At 74.1% G+C, this 15,868-nt stretch carries 18 protein-coding genes; 6 read left to right on the plus strand and 12 right to left on the minus strand.

Annotation, left to right across the window (positions count from 1 at the left end; all coding sequences use genetic code 11):
* Positions 1-1,037 (minus strand): serine/threonine-protein kinase (locus FRAQA3DRAFT_RS37590; RefSeq protein WP_009741586.1); only part of this gene is annotated, 1,037 nt, incomplete at its 3' end.
* Positions 1,038-1,464: 427 nt separating this feature from the next.
* Here FRAQA3DRAFT_RS37590 and FRAQA3DRAFT_RS23705 point away from each other — a divergent pair.
* Positions 1,465-1,647 carry a hypothetical protein gene (locus FRAQA3DRAFT_RS23705; RefSeq protein ID WP_009741587.1) on the plus strand — a complete coding sequence of 61 codons (183 nt, stop codon included), beginning with the start codon at positions 1,465-1,467 and terminating at the stop codon, positions 1,645-1,647.
* A gap of 18 nt (positions 1,648-1,665) precedes the next feature.
* Here the strand turns inward: FRAQA3DRAFT_RS23705 and FRAQA3DRAFT_RS23710 are convergent, their stop codons facing one another.
* Complete coding sequence (locus tag FRAQA3DRAFT_RS23710) at positions 1,666-2,061, minus strand: cold-shock protein (protein ID WP_009741588.1); 396 nt, start codon at positions 2,059-2,061, stop codon at positions 1,666-1,668.
* Between the two features lie 237 nt (positions 2,062-2,298).
* Here FRAQA3DRAFT_RS23710 and FRAQA3DRAFT_RS23715 point away from each other — a divergent pair, with 237 nt between their 5' ends.
* A complete protein-coding gene (locus tag FRAQA3DRAFT_RS23715) occupies positions 2,299-2,526 on the plus strand; it encodes a hypothetical protein (protein ID WP_009741589.1) in 228 nt (75 codons plus the stop codon).
* A gap of 72 nt (positions 2,527-2,598) precedes the next feature.
* Positions 2,599-3,015 carry a hypothetical protein gene (locus FRAQA3DRAFT_RS36280; RefSeq protein ID WP_009741590.1) on the plus strand — a complete coding sequence of 139 codons (417 nt, stop codon included), beginning with the start codon at positions 2,599-2,601 and terminating at the stop codon, positions 3,013-3,015.
* A 7-nt stretch (positions 3,016-3,022) separates the two neighbouring features.
* Here FRAQA3DRAFT_RS36280 and FRAQA3DRAFT_RS23725 read toward each other — a convergent pair whose 3' ends face one another.
* Positions 3,023-3,628, minus strand: coding sequence for an HAD family hydrolase (locus FRAQA3DRAFT_RS23725; protein WP_035921418.1), 606 nt, complete (start codon positions 3,626-3,628; stop codon positions 3,023-3,025).
* Between the two features lie 176 nt (positions 3,629-3,804).
* On the opposite strand from FRAQA3DRAFT_RS23725, the gene purS reads away from it, so the two are divergent.
* Positions 3,805-4,089 (plus strand): phosphoribosylformylglycinamidine synthase subunit PurS, encoded by a 285-nt coding sequence (gene purS / locus FRAQA3DRAFT_RS23730; protein ID WP_035921420.1) that lies wholly within the window; start codon positions 3,805-3,807, stop codon positions 4,087-4,089.
* 133 nt (positions 4,090-4,222) lie between these two features.
* On the opposite strand, the gene FRAQA3DRAFT_RS23735 is transcribed toward purS, so the two are convergent.
* The 5 genes from FRAQA3DRAFT_RS23735 to FRAQA3DRAFT_RS23755 all read right to left on the minus strand — a co-directional run bounded on the left by FRAQA3DRAFT_RS23735 (position 4,223) and on the right by FRAQA3DRAFT_RS23755 (position 9,080).
* Entirely contained in the window at positions 4,223-4,573 is a 351-nt protein-coding gene (locus tag FRAQA3DRAFT_RS23735; RefSeq protein WP_009741593.1) for a rhodanese-like domain-containing protein, read from the minus strand.
* A gap of 53 nt (positions 4,574-4,626) precedes the next feature.
* Positions 4,627-5,472, minus strand: a complete 846-nt coding sequence (locus FRAQA3DRAFT_RS23740) for a 1,4-dihydroxy-6-naphthoate synthase (RefSeq protein WP_009741594.1) — start codon at positions 5,470-5,472, stop codon at positions 4,627-4,629.
* Between the two features lie 90 nt (positions 5,473-5,562).
* The gene (gene mqnB, locus FRAQA3DRAFT_RS23745) at positions 5,563-6,591 is read right to left on the minus strand and encodes a futalosine hydrolase (protein ID WP_009741595.1); all 1,029 of its coding nucleotides are present in this window, start codon (positions 6,589-6,591) and stop codon (positions 5,563-5,565) included.
* Positions 6,592-6,874: 283 nt separating this feature from the next.
* On the minus strand, positions 6,875-7,297 hold the full coding sequence (locus FRAQA3DRAFT_RS23750) for a hypothetical protein (RefSeq protein WP_009741596.1): 423 nt from the start codon (positions 7,295-7,297) through the stop codon (positions 6,875-6,877).
* Between the two features lie 148 nt (positions 7,298-7,445).
* The gene (locus FRAQA3DRAFT_RS23755; RefSeq protein ID WP_009741597.1) at positions 7,446-9,080 is read right to left on the minus strand and encodes an MFS transporter; all 1,635 of its coding nucleotides are present in this window, start codon (positions 9,078-9,080) and stop codon (positions 7,446-7,448) included.
* A gap of 229 nt (positions 9,081-9,309) precedes the next feature.
* Here FRAQA3DRAFT_RS23755 and FRAQA3DRAFT_RS23760 point away from each other — a divergent pair, with 229 nt between their 5' ends.
* On the plus strand, positions 9,310-10,335 hold the full coding sequence (locus FRAQA3DRAFT_RS23760) for a DUF3027 domain-containing protein (protein WP_009741598.1): 1,026 nt from the start codon (positions 9,310-9,312) through the stop codon (positions 10,333-10,335).
* Between the two features lie 145 nt (positions 10,336-10,480).
* Here FRAQA3DRAFT_RS23760 and purL read toward each other — a convergent pair whose 3' ends face one another.
* The 3 genes from purL to FRAQA3DRAFT_RS23775 form a co-directional block, all read right to left on the minus strand.
* Complete coding sequence (purL, locus tag FRAQA3DRAFT_RS23765; protein WP_009741599.1) at positions 10,481-12,799, minus strand: phosphoribosylformylglycinamidine synthase subunit PurL; 2,319 nt, start codon at positions 12,797-12,799, stop codon at positions 10,481-10,483.
* Between the two features lie 136 nt (positions 12,800-12,935).
* The gene (locus tag FRAQA3DRAFT_RS23770) at positions 12,936-13,370 is read right to left on the minus strand and encodes a hypothetical protein (RefSeq protein ID WP_009741600.1); all 435 of its coding nucleotides are present in this window, start codon (positions 13,368-13,370) and stop codon (positions 12,936-12,938) included.
* A 7-nt stretch (positions 13,371-13,377) separates the two neighbouring features.
* Positions 13,378-14,700, minus strand: coding sequence for a hypothetical protein (locus tag FRAQA3DRAFT_RS23775; RefSeq protein WP_157467619.1), 1,323 nt, complete (start codon positions 14,698-14,700; stop codon positions 13,378-13,380).
* Between the two features lie 201 nt (positions 14,701-14,901).
* Between FRAQA3DRAFT_RS23775 and FRAQA3DRAFT_RS35395 the strand changes: the two genes are divergently transcribed.
* The gene (locus tag FRAQA3DRAFT_RS35395; RefSeq protein WP_157467621.1) at positions 14,902-15,069 is read left to right on the plus strand and encodes a hypothetical protein; all 168 of its coding nucleotides are present in this window, start codon (positions 14,902-14,904) and stop codon (positions 15,067-15,069) included.
* Between the two features lie 12 nt (positions 15,070-15,081).
* On the opposite strand, the gene purQ is transcribed toward FRAQA3DRAFT_RS35395, so the two are convergent.
* Positions 15,082-15,792 (minus strand): phosphoribosylformylglycinamidine synthase subunit PurQ, encoded by a 711-nt coding sequence (gene purQ / locus FRAQA3DRAFT_RS23780; RefSeq protein WP_009741602.1) that lies wholly within the window; start codon positions 15,790-15,792, stop codon positions 15,082-15,084.
* Between the last annotated feature and the right edge of the window lie 76 nt (positions 15,793-15,868).

Consider the following 15,868-nt stretch of genomic DNA (forward strand, 5'->3'; position numbering starts at 1 on the left):
GCGCGCCCCGGTGGGCCGGCCGGCCTCGCCGCGGGGCCCGCACCGTCCCAGGGCGCCCGGCGGGCGGGAGCCGAGGTCACCGGACCCACCCGCGTCGGCGCCGGGCGGGGCACCTCGCCGGTGCGGTTGAGCAGCTCCTCGACCTGGCCGATGGCCGGCCCGATGGCCGGCCCGAGGGCGGGGCCACCGCGGGCCGGCGGCTGCGCGATGAGCCGCAGCAGCAGCTCCCGGGCGCTCGGCCGGTCGTCGGGATGCTTCGCCAGGGCGGCGCTGACCAGCCCGACCAGCGGCTCCCGCAGACCGCGCAGGTCCGGGGCTGCGCCGACGATGCGCATGCCGAGGTCGATGTCCGAGCCGTCGCCGAAGGGATGCCGGCCGGTGCCGGCGTAGGCGATGAGGATGCCCCAGGCGAAGACGTCCGCCTCGGGTCCGATCGGCCGGCCGTGCACCTGCTCGGGCGCCATCCAGCCGGCCGAGCCGAACCCCCACGCCGTCGGCTTGGCCTTCGCGCCCTCCAACGCCTGCGCGATGCCGAAGTCGATCACTCGCGGGCCGGACAGGGAGAGCATCACGTTGCTCGGTTTGAGGTCGCGGTGGACGAGGCCCGCGCTGTGGATGGCGGTCAGCGCCGTCGCCACCCCGACGGCCAGGCCCGTCAGGGTCGAGGAGGCCAGCGGACCGGAGTCGACCTGCTCGTCCAACCGGACGCCGTCGATGAACTCGGTGACCAGGTAGGGCGCCGGCGCGTTCGGATCGGCGTCGAGCACCTCGGCGGTGCAGAAGGGGGCGACCCGGCGGGCTGCCTCCACCTCGGCCCGGAACCGGCGGCGGAACTCCTCGTCGGCCGCGAGGTCGGGTCGGATGACCTTCACTGCGACCCGCCGCCCGGCGGTGTTGCGGGCCAGGTAGACCGTGCCCATCCCGCCGACGCCCAGGCGGCTGATGAGGGCGTAGGGGCCGATGGACCGCGGCTCGTGGGGGTTGAGCGGGTCGCCCGGATCGGTGCGGGGGTTCGGGCCCGCGGCGTCGTCGACCACGGTCAGCACCCTACGGATGTGATCACGACCGCTGCCCACTGGTTGTCACGCGAATGCCTCTCAGCTCCCGATCCCACGCACGGCCCGGACTCGACCCGCTACCAGCTCGCCCCCGTCCGGCGCCACGCGGCGGTCGGGGTTCGCCGGCGTTCCTGGGTCGCGTTGTCTCCGTTCGCAGTCTGCCGCACCGCGGGTGCTCTCCGGCACGCACGGGCTCCCGGCCGGTCGTTCGGGTCGGTTGGCCGACAATGTGTTGCGATAGTGGCCCGAGTCCGGTCCGGGATGGGGCATCGTGGGTGAGTGATTACCGGTGGGGCAGCGCGGGCCGTGGCCGGTGGGCCCCCCTGGCCCGGCTGCCCGTGTCACGCGCCCGGCCCGGAGAAGCGGCGCGCTCGCGCCGGCGCGCCTCGGGTGCGGCGGTGAACCGGTGACCGCCGCCACCGGCGGCGGCTCCCGCAGCGTCGACGGGCCGTGGCTGCTGTGCCCCTGGTGCGACGGGCCGATCCCGTTGACCCATCTCGTTGCGTCCGATGACGAACCCGGCTCGCAGGTGGCGGTGTGCACCGGTTGCGGCCGCCGGGTGAGCTTCCTGCCGCCCACGGAGCCGTGAGGATCGACTCCCCGCCGCCTATGCCTCCAGCTCATTGGCGACGGCGTGCACGACCTTGGCCACCCGCTGCGCGATCCGGCGGTCCGGGTAGCGCCCGCGGCGCAGATCGCGTTGCACGTCGTCCAACACCTTGATCATGTCTTCGACCATGCTGTGCAGCTCGTCGGGGCTGCGCCGGGCGGCGTGCGCGGCCGCCTTGGCGACCGACGGCGGCGCGGCCAGCAGCCGGACCGACAGCGCCTGGTCCCCGCGCCGCCCGGCCGCGACGCCGAACTCCACCCGGTCGCCCGGCTTGAGCCGCTCCACCCCCGCCGGGAGGGCGGCCTTGTGGACGAAGACGTCGCCGCCGTCGTCGCGGCTGAGAAAGCCGAAGCCCTTGTCGACGTCGAACCACTTGACTTTGCCGGTGGGCACGGGCGACCTCGTTCTGTGTAACGACAGGACAACGCGACGAAAGCTGAGGGAGTCCCAGGCTATCCGCCGACCGCACCACGCGCGGGGTCTTCGGTCGCGATCGGCTGTCGGCCGGACCTCACCAGTGACGGTGCCCTCCCCGGTGTTATCCGGGGTGTACCCCGGGCATGCCAGGTCCTGACCCTGGGCCGACCGTCCGGACTGGACGGCCGGCCCCCGATGGCAGGAGGCGTTTCGATGGCGAATCCCGATCGCGAGGACTTTCGTACCCCGGAGGACTTCGAGGAGGCCGAGCGCAGCCGGGCTCGGGACGAGGCCGTGCTCGGCGCGGACGGCGGCCCGGACGATCCCGAGGCGAGCCGCGCGGCCGAGGGTTTGGCCGTGTCCGACCGGGAGGCCGCGAACTACCGCGAGCACGTCGAACGGGGCGCGCACCAGCAGGGCGAGGGCGCACCGGTCGTCTGACCGCCGCCGTGGGGTGCCCGTCCTGAGCCGGGCACCCCGGCCGTCCTCGCCGGCCCCCGTAGGCTGTCGGGCGTGCCGCCGACGCCGACGCCGTCCGAGCAGGCCGGGCCCCAGGCCGGGCCGGTGGCGGGCCGCGCGGACCGGCTCGTGCGGGCAGGATGCGGGCTGTTCGGGATCGGCCTGGTCGCCGCCGCGGTCGCGGTGATCCCCTTCTTCTTCGGGGTCAGGAACCTGCCGACGTGGCTGAACGCCGTCGCCGGCGGCGGGCTGACCGTCGGGTTCGCCGTCGCGCTGACCGGGGTGCTCGCCGCCGTCCGCTCCCGGATCCCCGAGGAGGCCGATCCGGACCTGTACCGGACCAACCCGCACCTCCCGGTCGAACCGCCCCTCGGCCGCCCCGAACCCGCACTCCACGGCGATCCCGACGGCCGCCCCGGTGCGGACACGCGAGCCGATCCCGGCGCCGGCGTCTCGGCCCCGACCGCCTGATCTGGGGTCAACGCCGGCGGGCGGCCTCGCCCAGCAGCCAGGGCGGGAACTCGCCGAGCCGGGCCAGGACGACGTCCGCGCCGGCGGTGCGCAGCTCCCCCGCCGAGCAGGGGCCCGTGGTCACGCCCACCGCGAGCGCGCCGCCCTCCCGCGCGCCGATCATGTCGCCGACGTGATCCCCGACGAAGACGTCCACCCGATGGGTGAGCAGGGCGGCCCCCTTCGTCCGCGCGAACAGGGCTCCCTCGACCGCGTCGGCGGCGATGCCGATGCGGTCCAGACTCGCCCGGGCGAGCGCGGTGCTCTTGGCGGTGACGACGACGACGCGGCCGGCGAGCCGGCGCACCGCGTCCACCGCGGCGCGCGCGTCCGGCATCGGCACCGACGCGGGGACCGCGTGCACGGCGGACAGCTCCCGGTAGCGGGCGGCGATGGCGGGCACGTCCGCGGCGGGGAACCAGTGGGCGAGCTCGGTCTCCAGCGGCGGTCCGAGCCGGGAGACGACCAGGTCGGCGTCGACGGCCACCCCGGTTTCGCCGGACAGCGCGGCGAGGGTGGCCCGGATGCCGGCGCGGGCATCCAGCAGGGTCAGATCGAGGTCGAATCCGACCACCGGGGCTGATGCCTTCCAGGACGGCATCAACCGAGCTTAGGCCGGACCCGACGGACGGTCGTCGCCGGACGATCCGCCGCCCGCGCGGCCACCAGCGCGGGCGGCGGCGTGACGACGGGCCGGCACTCGGCGCAATCCCCGCCGACGGGGCCGCCGGGCCGGTAGTGTCCGCGGGTGTGACCAGGGTTGTGGTGGATGTGATGCTCAAGCCGGAGATCCTCGACCCGCAGGGGCAGGCGGTGCTCAACGCGCTGCCGCGCCTCGGGGTGAGCGGGATCGTCGGCGTCCGCCAGGGCAAGCGTTTCGAGCTGGAGCTGGCGGACGGGGTGGCGCTGGACGGCGCGGTGCTTGCGCGGGTCGAGCATCTTGCGTCGACCCTGCTGGCCAACCCGGTCATCGAGGACTACGTGGTGCGGGTCGAGGACGCGTCGGCCGAGCCCAGCGCGAGCGCCGCGAGCTGAGCCGGCCGGCCCCGACCAGCCGAGACGGATGGCGGTCGGGGCGGGCGGCCCGGGTCGGTCCTGGCAGGCGGTCTGTCCTGCGCAGGTGTTGGTGAACTCGCGGGTTGTGACGTCTCGGGCGGAACCGCGGAATTCAGAGGACGGTGGGCGCGGCGCCGCTCTCGCTCACCATCGGCCGGCCATGGGCCTGCCAGGCGAGCATCCCGTCGGTGAGGTTGCGGACCTGCCAGCCGCCCTGGGCGAGGTAGCCCGTGACGGCGGCGGAGCGGCCGCCGGACCGGCACACGACGATCACGTCGTGCCCGCGGGGAACCTCGTCGAGCCGGGCGACGAGCTCACCCATCGGGATGTGCAGGGCGTCGGCGATGTGCCCGGCGGACCACTCGTCGGGCTCCCGGACATCCACGAGCAGAGGGGCACCGTCCGCGGACAGGTCGGCAGGCAGGTCGGCGACGCTGACGGCCGGGATCTGATCAGAACTCACGTTGCCATCCTGCCACCTACTTCAGCAGTCGGGACAGCCGACGACCTCCCGGCTCAGCGCAACGGCTGGCGCAGCCTCGGCACGAGCTCCGCGTCGGCGGCGCGGGCGAGCAGCGTCTCGATGGCGGCGAACCCCTCGTCGCCGAGATCGAGGCTGAACTCGTTGACGTACAGCTTGATGTGGGCGTCGACGACGTCGGGCGCCATCTCCTGGGAGTGGGCGAGGACGTAGTCGGCGCTTGCGGACGGGTCGGCGAACCCGGCGGCGACGCTGGCGCGCACCGCGGCGGACAGCACGGCGCCGTCCAGCTCGCGGCGGGCGAGGATCGCGCCGAGCGGGATCGGCAGCGAGGTCTGCTCCTCCCACCAGTCGCCGAGGTCGGCGAGTGCCGTCAGCCCGTACGAGGGGTAGGTGAACCGCGACTCGTGGATGACCAGCCCCGCGTCATACCGGCCCTCCTGGACCGCCGGCATGATCTTCTCGAACGGCACCACGTCGATGCTGGCCACGCCACGATCGGCGGCCCACAGCCGGAACAGCAGGTAGGCGGTGGTGCGGGTGCCGGGGATGGCGACCCGCGCATCGCGCAGGTCGGTGCGGCCGGCGGTGAGGACCAGCGGGCCGCAGCCGCGGCCCAGCGCCCCGCCGGAGGTCAGCAGCTGGTAGTCGGCCAGCAGCCACGGCAGGGCGCCATAGGAAACCTTGACCAGATCGTCACGCCGCTCGGCCGCCCGGGAGTTCAGCACGTCGATGTCGGCGAACGTCACTGTCACCGCGGGCGCGTCCGGCACCAGCCCGTGGGCCAGGGCGTGGAAGGCGAACGTGTCGTTGGGACACGGGGAGATGGCCAGGGACAGCGGCTGGGTGTCCCGCGTCGTGACCGTCCGGCGCTCGCTCATCCCGGTGTCCTCCCGCTCGTCGGTGTCTGTCCCGCCGATCGCTCGCGTCCGCCGTAGGCCGTCCGCCTGAAGTCTCGTCGTGCGGACTCGTCAGCGCGTGCCGTTGCTGCCGTGCTGGGGGCCGGAGCCCGCCGTCGCCGTCTCGCCGCTGGTGGCGGGCAGCGCCTCGGCGGCGACCAGGCCCTCCGGGTGCGCGACCAGCGCCGCCGCGGCCGTACGCAGGCTGGCCAGCGCGGCCGGCAGGTTCCAGCCGGCGCGGTCCCGGCGGCCGACCGGATTGCTGATGGCGCGGATCTCCGCGGCGGGGACGCCGAAGGACCGCGCGGCCAGGGCGACGGCGTAGCCCTCCATCGCCTCAGCCACCGGGTCCAGCCGCTCGGTGAGGGCGCTGGCCCGGCGCTCCGTGCCCGTCACGGTCGACACGCTGACCACGGTACCTGTGACGATCCGCCGGCCGGTGGCATCGAGCACGGTGTGCAGCCGTGACACCAGCTCCGGCTCGGGGCGCGCGGTGGACGAGCCGAGGCCCAGGTCGTCCAGGGTGAGAAACGCCCCGCCGCCGATCGGGCCGCGTCCGTCGGGGCCCCGGTGGGTCGGCGCGCCGGTGGCATGGAAGCCGAGGTTGCGGTCCATCTCGCTGATCCGGCCGGCGGGCGCCGACGGGGGCTCCTCGTCGAGACCGGACTCGGCGCCCAGATCCGCCGCGACCATCCGCTCGGCGACGACGATGTCGCCGATCTCCGCCCAGCCGCGGAACCCGCCCGCGACGCCCATGGCCACCACGAGATCGAACGGTTGCCCGGCCGCGCTCGCGACCGCCAGGGCCGCCGCGGTGCCGGCGGCGGCGGCCGGACCGCCGGTGCCCGCGGCGAGGACGGTGACCGGGCCACGCCGGCGGCCGACGTAGGGGCCCAACGTCGACGTGGTGAGCAGCTGGCGGTCCCAGTCGGGGGAAACCAGGTTGCCCGGCCCGGCCGGCAACCTCGTCCGTCCGCGCGACCAGCTACCCATCAGCCCTGCGCACACCGCGTCTGCCTCGGCTGTCACCGCGGTGACGATCAGGGTGCGGCTCACGACCAGGTCCGGATCATGATCTGGAATGTCCTCGTCTGCCGTCATGCGCTGTCGGTCGATCTACTCGAATGCGACCGCGCCGGACGGCGATGTAACGGCACGGGGTTTTCGATGTGGTGCAAATCGGACTTGTTGCCGGACCTTAGCATCACGGTCGACGCTGCGTGGTCCTGATAGCGGCCAAGGGCACGCTGCGCGCATGCCAGGGCCATGGCCGGTGGCAACGGGGGTACCCGGGTTGGTACGTCCCCCGGTTCGGCCCCGGCGGTCGCCGGGCGGGCCGCCGCGCGGGCGGCCGGCGCGGGCGGCCGGCGCAGCGGGATGCGGGTCAGGGCTTGATCGAGACCACGAACGGCCAGCTCCCGGATGCCGTGGTCGACTTCGCGTCGGTGGGCGCGGCGAAGACCACGAGGTTCACCGTCCCCTGCACGTTCGGGAGCAGGTAGCGGTAGTGGGTGTCGGTGATCGTTTCGGTGATCCGCTCGTTGTTGACCGAGAGGAAGTAGCCGCGATCGGCGACCGAGGTCGGAACGTCGATGTTGAGGCTGCCCCCGGGCCTGGCAGCCAGGTGCGGCGGCGAGACCGATCGCTCGATGAGGGCGCCGTCCCGCAGGTACTGGGCCGCGTTCGTCTTCACGAAGTCCCCGCCCGACTCCATCGTCACCAGCGGGGTCGGGCGGTCACAGCCGGCGACCCCGAGGCCGACTGCGGCAACGGCGGCGATGATCGCGGCGAGCCGTGGGAACGGCACCCGACGGGACCGCGTTGACGTGCGCACGCTCGGAGGTTATCGCCGCCGGTGTCGCGGCGTCCCGGGGCGAGGCGTCCGCGGGTGGTGCCAGGGCGGCGTCGTGAGCGGTGTCACGTCGTCCCCGGCGGGGCCGATCAGGCCGGCGAGGTCAGTCCCGCCGCCGCCGGCCCAGCCCCCGGCGCTGCCGCGGCGCGTCCGGGCGGGTGGGGTCCTCCAGGGTGGGCGGGATGGGCGCCGACGCATCCCGCCAGGGGGCGACGGACGGCACCGGCGCGGACACCACCGCCGCCGGGTCCGGCTGTGGCGTCTGGGGCTGGGCACCCGGCGGGTACCCGGCGACGCCGGGCGGGTACGCCCACCCGGCCTGTCCCATACCGGGCTGGCCGACGGTGGGCTGGCCGACGGTGGGCTGGCCGACGGTGGGCTGGCCGAGGGGGGCGGGGACGGCACCGGCGGGTCCACCCGTCGGGACGGCGCCGCCCGGCGGCCGGAGGTCGGCGCCCTGCAGCCGGTCCCGGGCCGCCAGGCGCGAGCGGCGCAGCGCGCCGGCCTGGACGAACAGCGTGCTGCAGACGACGGCGGCGGCCACCGCGAAGCCGACCGTCCCGGGCATCTCGATGAGCCCGAGGGCGCCACCGGCGACCCAGGTGAGCTGGAGCGCGGTCTCGGAGCGGGCGAATGCGGAGTTGCGCGTCGCCTCCGGGATGTCGCGCTGGACGACGGCGTCGAGCGCCAGCTTGCCCATCGAGCCGGCCATGGTGGCCAGCAGCGCCGCGACGAGCGAGGTGAACCTGGTGTAGGTGATGGCGGCGCCGAGACATCCCCCGGCCGCCAGCACCAAGGCGAGCATGAGGATGCCCTCCGGGCGTCGCCGGCCGAGCCGGCCGCCGATGAACACGCCGAGCCCGCTGCCGACGCCCGCGGCCACGGCCAGGCCGCCCAGCCACAGGCTGTTGCCGCCGTTGGTCCGCAGCAGGAAGGCGAGATAGAAGGTGAGAAAGCCGACCAGGCCGCGCAGGACTGCCGTGGCGCGCAGGGCCACCGGCAGCGCGCCGAGGAACGCCCGCAGCCGGGCCCCGAGCCCGCGCCGGCCGTCGCCGGGCGCGACCGGGGCGCGCAGCGGCAGCTCGCCGGCCGCCGAGTCGACGTGCCGGGGGAGGTTGAAGGCCAGCAGGACGCCGGCCATGTAGACGATCGCGCACAGCCGCAGCACCCACGGATAGCCGACGAACGGGATGTGCGCGATGCCCAGCCCGAGCGGTGCCACGATGGCGCCGGCAACGATGTTGACCAGCGAGATCCGCGAGTTGACCTTGACCAGGGTGAGCTCGGCCGGGGCGACCCGGGGAATGACGGCGCTGCGCGCCACGCCGAAGCCACGGGAGAGCACGAGCAGGCCGAGGGCCAGCGGGTAGACGGCCAGCCCGTGCAGCGCCCCGGCGAGCTGCCAGGCCAGCAGGCCGCGGCCCAGGCAGAGGGCTGCGAGCGCCGTGCGCCGGCCGTGGGCGACCCGGTCGAGCAGCGGCCCGATGACCGGCGCCAACAATGCGAATGGCACCATGGTGATGAGCAGGTACAAGGCGACCTTCGACCGGGCCTCGCCGGAGGGCACCGAGAAGAACAGTGACCCGGCCAGCGCGACGGTCACCAGCGCGTCGCCCGCGGCGTTCACGAAGGACAGCTCGGTGAGGGCGGACAGCCCGGTCCGGTCGGCGCCGTCGCCGCGCACGCTCGACCGCAGCCTTCGCAGGTTGTTCGAGACGGTGCTGCCCAGGTTCACCATGCCGAGTGTCCTCGTCCCTGGCCTGCGCTCCTACGACCACGTCGGGCGGTGCGAGTGTCCGTGGGTGAGAATACGTTGCGTGGATGCTCACGAGGTTCGTTCCACCACGACCGAGCCGCCGGATCCATCCGTTACCTTCGGTGCGGATTCGGTACCGGACGCTGCGGGTGCGGCCGGTGCGGAGCTCACGGCGGGTGCAACGGCCCAGGGCAGCGCGGAGGTCCCAGACGTGACAACGGTGACAACGGCTCCGGCGACGGACGCCGACGCGTCGACCCCACGGACTCGCCCTCGGGCGTCGTCCACCACCACCGCGGCGCCGCCGCCCGACGTGACCATCACCACCGAGCCGGTCGCGGACCCGGCGGTGCCGGCCGCGCGGTCCCGGGCGGTCCGGGCGGTCCGGGCGTCGCGGGAGCCGGCGGTGGATGCGGTGTGCGCCGCCGCCGTGGACCTGGCCCGCGCGGCCGCGGTCGAGCAGGCGGGCGGCGAGAGCGAGGTCGGCGAGCACCTCGGCGTCGAGGCCGAGGGCGACCGGATCGTGCTGCACCGCTTCGCCTGCGCCTCGCCCGCCTACCCGGGCTGGGCCTGGACGGTCGTCGTCACCCGCGCCTCGCGGGTGCGCAAGGTCACGGTCGACGACGTGGTGCTGATGCCGGGCGAGGGCGCGCTGCTGGCGCCGGCGTGGGTGCCGTGGTCGGAGCGGCTGCGGCCGGGCGACGTGGGCGTCGGCGACCTGCTGCCCACGGCGATCGACGATCCCCGGCTCGCGCTGCGCGTGGAGGACGTCGAGGAGCTCGTCGATACCGACGACTACTTGGAGCTCGGTCTCGGCCGGGCCCGGGTGCTGTCCGTCACCGGCCGGGAGGAGGCCGTCGAGCGCTGGTACGCCGGCGACGCCGGGCCGGATGCCTCGATTGCCAAGGTCGCCCCCGCCTCGTGCCTGACCTGCGGTTTCCACGTCCGCCTCGCGGGCGCGCTCGGCCGGATCTTCGGCGTCTGCGCCAACGAGCTGGCCCCCGACGACGGTCGGGTCACCGCCATCGATCACGGCTGCGGCGCGCATTCCGAGGCGCTGGTGGCGCCGTCAGCGCACCCGGAGCCGGTCGTCTTCGACGAGGACCCCTCCGATCTGGAGCCGATGGACGTCGAGCTGATCGGCGTCGCCGCGCACAGCCCCGGCTCGGTGACGGACGCCGAGCCGGACGAGCAGGCCGGGGACGCCGCCGACCCGGAGCCCTACGGCCACTCCTAACCCGAGGCCCGTGACCCGAGGCCCGTGACCCGAGGCCCGTTCCGCCCCGTCCCGGGTCCGGTCCCGCGGTGCGGGCGTCGCCGGCCCGGTCGGCGTCCCGCGGCGGGGACGCCGACCGGGCCGGCCTCGGCAGCGGGGGTCCGGCTCAGGCGGTGCGGCCGAACAGGGCGGGCAGGGTGCCCTCGTGGGCGTCGCGCAGCTCGTCGAGGCCGATGCGCAACGCGTCCTGCACGTCGAGCGCGTCGCCGTCGACGACGCCGATGCGCCGCCACGGCAGGCCGCGGACCGTGCACATGTCCGTGAAGCGCAGCTCCTCCGAGCGGGGCACGGCGACGACGGCGCGCCCGGCCGACTCGCTGAACAGCTCGACGAACGGGTCGGTTCCGTCACCCAGGACGATCCGGGCGCCGCGCCCGCCGCGCAGACACGACTCGACGAGGGCCTGCGCGAGTCCCCCCTCGGACAGGTCGTGGGCGGCGGTGAGCATGCCGTCGCGGGAACCGGCGACGAGGACCTCCCCGAGCAGCTTCTCCCGGGCGAAGTCGACCGCCGGCGGCGCTCCGCCGAGGTGGCGGTGGGTCACCCAGGCCCACTCGGAGCCGCCGAACTCGTCGGCGGTCTCGCCGAGCAGGATCAGCGCATCCCCCTCGTCGGTGAACCCGATCGGGGTGCGCCGGGCGACGTCGTCGAACAGGCCCAGCACCCCGATCACCGGGGTCGGGTGGATCGGGGCGGCGCCCGTCTGGTTGTAGAACGACACGTTGCCGCCGGTGACCGGCAGGCCCAGGCGCCGGCAGCCCTCGGCGAGGCCCGCGCACGCCTGCGCGAACTGCCACATCACCTCGGGATCCTCCGGGGAGCCGAAGTTCAGGCAGTTCGTCACGGCGATCGGCACCGACCCCGCGGCGCTGACGTTGCGGCACGCCTCGGCGAGGGCGAGCTGAGCGCCGGCGAACGGGTCGAGCCGGGCGTAGCGCCCGTTGCCGTCGGTGGCCAGCGCGATGCCGAGCCCGGTCTCCTCGGACAGCCGTAGCACGCCGGCGTCCTCCGGCTGGGCGAGGACCGTGGCCGCCTGCACGTACCGGTCGTACTGGTCGGTCACCCAGGCCCGGGAGCACAGGTTGGGGGAGGCGATCATCCGCAGCAGGGTCTGGCGTAGCTGCGCCCCGGTGGTCGGCCGGGCCAGCCGGGCCGCCGTCGGGCCGTCCGCCCGGACCAGGTCGAGGTCGGCGGGGCGGCGCAGCGGCCGCTCGTAGACGGGGCCATCGTCGGCGAGCGAGCCGGGCGGCACGTCGACGACGACCTCGCCGTGCCAGCGCACGATCAGCCGCCCGGTGTCGGTGACGGTGCCGATCCTGGTCGCGAGCACCCCCCAGCGCTCGGCGAGCGCGAGGACCTCGGGCAGCGCCTCGGGCGTGACGATCGCGAGCATCCGCTCCTGGGACTCGCTGGCCAGCACCTCGTGCGCGGCCATCGACGGCTCGCGCAGCGGCACCAGGTCCAGGTCGACGTCCATGCCACCGGGCTGGCCGGTGGCGAGCCCCGCCGCGGTCGTCTCCGTCAGCGCGCAGGTCAGCCCGGCGCCGCCGAGGTCCTGAATGCCGGTGACGAGCCCACGGTCGAACAGCTCCAGGCAGGACTCGATCAGGATCTTCTCGGTGAACGGGTCACCGACCTGCACCGACGGCCGCCGGGCCGGGCCGCCGCCCTCGTCGAAGGTCGCCGACGCCAGCACGGACACGCCGCCGATCCCGTCCCGGCCGGTCTTCGCGCCCAGCAGGACCACGGCGTTGCCGACTCCGGTGGCCGCCGAGGTCTGCACCCGGCCGACCGGCATCACCCCGACGCAGAGCGCGTTGACCAGCGGGTTGCCGGCGTAGGTCGGGTCGAACACGATCTCGCCGCCGATCGTGGGCAGGCCGAGGCAGTTGCCGTAGCCGCCGATGCCGGCGACCACCCCGGGCAGCGTCCGCGCCGTGTCGGGCGCGTCGGCGTCGCCGAAGCGCAGCGGGTCGAGCACGGCGATCGGCCGGGCCCCCATGGTCAGGATGTCGCGGACGATGCCCCCGACGCCGGTCGCCGCCCCCTGATACGGCTCGACGAAGCTCGGATGGTTATGCGACTCGATCTTGAAGGTGACGGCCAGGCCCTCGCCGACGTCGACGACGCCGGCGTTCTCCCCCATGCCGACGAGCAGCCGGTCGGTGGACGGGGTGTCCCGGAACTGCCGCAGATGCACCTTGGAGGACTTGTAGGAGCAGTGCTCGCTCCACATCACCGAGTACATCGCGAGCTCGGCGTCGGTGGGGCGGCGGCCGAGGGTGGCCACGATCCGCGCGTATTCGTCGTCGGTGAGCCCCAGCTCGCGGTACGGCTGCTCGGCGGTGCTGGTGCTCTGCGCACCGGGGCTCGCGGCGGGCGTGGTCTCGGAGGTGGCCGCCGGGGCGGTCGGGTTGCCGGTCACCCCCCCATCCTCGCGGATTCCGCCTGCTCGCGGCCCCCGTGCCCGGACGCCGGCGCCGCGGGCCCGGCGTGGCGTGGGCCACTGCCACCCGGTCGACGCCCACCACGGGCCGCCGGACCCCGGCCGCGCGGGTCGTTCAGAGCGTGATCGGCCGGCACGGCGCCACCTGCGGCGGCGCGGCCTCGTCGGACTGCTGCCAGAAAGCGCGGACCAGGTCCTCCAGGCCGGTCAGCCCGTCCTCGATCGCCGCCTGGATCATCGCCGGCGGCGGGGACACCGGCCGGTCCACGACCATGCCCTCCACCACGAAGATCGGTCGGCCGAACCGGTCCCGGGCCGTGGGCAGGCCCAGCACCTCGCCGGCGGGGCGGCTGCGGTAGAGCAGGGTCAGCTGTGCGCGCCCCGGCACGTCCAGCGGGCGGGCCGTGGGCGGCTGCGGATGGGCGGGCGCGGCGGTCCGCGTCACGAGCTGGAAGTCGTCGTTCGCATCGATGAGGAAGCCGGGCGCGAGGATCGCCCGCCAGTCCAGCTCGCGGTTGCGGGTGACCAGGAACATCCAGGAACCGGTCATGGGCCGGCTAGCCGTCCTGCCCGACCGTCTCGGGCGAGAAGTGTCGCGTGCCGCCGGCGAGGACCGAGGTCGGATTCGCCTCCTCGTACCCGCTGACGCGGTCCTCGCACTGCATCTGGATCAGTTGGAGCGCCGACAGCTCGTCGGTGATGCCCTGCCGGCGGCGCATCAGATCGTCGGCGTACCGCTGGCGACCCATCCGCGCCCGGGCGGCCTGGCCCTGCGCGAGGATCTCGGCGTAGCTGAAGACCTCGCGGAACACGCTTTCCGGCAGCATTTTCTCCAGCCCCGGGTAGCGGGTCATGATCGCCTTGCGCAGCCGCGGGATTCCGGTGTCGGCCATGCCCTGCATCAACGGCTGCAACTGCCGCGAGAGCATCGGCGGGAGCCGGCCGGCGGACTGCTTGCGATCGGCAAGCAGCACCTCCCGGGCCCGGATCTCCGTGTAGGCGAACTGAAGGAAGTCCGGCAGCACGGCGAGCAGTGGAAGCTCGATGTTGTGCGGCTGGGGCGGGCGACCGGACTTGCGCATCTCGCCGTACTCGGTCATAGCCGCGAACCCGGAGCCGACCGAGCTGACCGGGAACAGCCGGATCGTCGCCGGGGTGTCCTCGGCCTTCGACCGCACCAGGTCCCGGAAGTTCTCGTCCAGCATCAGCCGTTGCCGTAGCTGGTCCAGGGAGTAACGGCCGTCGAGCAGATCCCATTTGGTCACGACGAACTGCACCGGACACCGGCTTTGCTGGGCGATCTCCAGGCTGCTGATGATGTCGAAGGCGAGGTAACGCGCGCCGAGCTCCTCGTTCTGCAACAGCGCCAGCATCGCCTGGCCGTCGAGCAGGACGAACAGGGCGTTGGCGGAGCGAAGCCGGTCCACCAGCCCGCTGACCGTGGCGTCCTGGGCGCCGCGCGGGTTGGTCAGGATGCCGCCCGGATAGTCCAGCAGCCGGAAGCGCAGCGGCTCGAAATCACCCGCCGCGGACTGCACGCAGGTCGTGAAGTTCCATTCCCGGACATCCTGGCTGGCGATGGGCCAGTCCTCGTCGGCATCGGCGACCTGGTTGTAGACCCCGTTGAGATAGGCCGAGCTGGCGTGGTCGGACTTCAGATAGAACGAGTATTCGGGGCGCCGGATCAACAATCGGTGGTAGAGGCTCGCGGTGAAGACGGTTTTTCCGGAGCCGGAGGGGCCGAGGGCGTGAATCTCGAACGTCCGGGTTTCATCCGCGGCCGGCTCCGCAGCATCCGCCGGATCCGGGTCGAAGCCGAACAGCCCGTCGGTGCGGCGTCCCGCACGCGACCGGTCGACAAAACGGGGAACCCGCTTCACGTGCACACCTTTGTCCGTGAGATGGTCAGGACGGACGCTTCCCGCCACAATACCGAGCCCTATCCCCGATGCCAACTGCCGGGGCCGAAAAAACCGTGATACGGACGCACCCCACCGCCACGCCGGCGCCGCAGGGGCGGCGCGACGGCGGGGCGCCCGACCCGCGACTAGCTGAGCAGGCCCTTGTCCTGGAGGTATTCCTTGGCGACGTCGGCGGGCTTCTCCCGCTGGGCGGCGAACGGCGTGCTCACCCCGGCGGCGCTGCACGTGGCGCCGCACCGGTCGGTGGCGGCGGACGACCAGCCCGACGCCGGGTCTGGTGAGCCAGGTGGGTCGGCGCCGGCCGCCCCCGGCTCCGCGCAGGCGTGACCGGCGATCCGTTCAGGTGTTGGCGAGCAGGCCGGTGAGCACCGACGTGAACATGCGCAGCCCGTCCAGGCCCGAGCCGGTCAGCTCGTCGACGGCGTGTTCCGGGTGGGGCATGAGGCCCATGACCGTGCGCTCGGCGTTGCAGACCCCGGCGATGTCGTCGGCCGAGCCGTTGGGGTTGCCGTCGAGGTAGCGCAGCACGATCCGATCGTGCGCGGCCAGCTCGGCGAGCACCTCGGGGCTTGCCACGAAACGACCGTCGCCGTGCTTGACCGGGATGACGATCTCCTCGCCGGCCTGATAGTCCCGCGTCCACGCCGTGGCCGCGGTCTCGATCCGCAGTCGCTGGTCGCGGCAGACGAAGTGCAGCCCGGCGTTGCGGGTCAGCGCGCCCGGCAGCAGGCCGGCCTCGCACAGCACCTGGAAGCCGTTGCAGATGCCCAACGTGGGCAGGCCGTCGCGGGCCGCGGCGATGAGGGCCGTGACCATGGGGGAGAACCGGGCGATCGCACCGGCGCGCAGGTAGTCCCCATAGGAGAAGCCGCCGGGCAGGATGACGGCGTCGACCCCGGCGAGATCATCGTCGCCGTGCCAGAGGGCGACCGGCTCGGCGCCGGCGGCCCGCACCGCGAGGGCAGCGTCCCGATCGTCGAGCGAACCCGGGAAGGTGACGACCCCGATCCTGGCCGTCGTCGTGGTCGCGTCGGTCCCTACCGCATCCATCCCGGCACCCACCCAGCTCCGCTCGCCCGTCCACTGCCGTCAGCGTAGCCGCTCTTCCCACGTGGGAAGGCCGGTC

The sequence above is a fragment of the Frankia sp. QA3 genome (genome assembly GCF_000262465.1).
Lineage (GTDB): Bacteria > Actinomycetota > Actinomycetes > Frankiales > Frankiaceae > Frankia.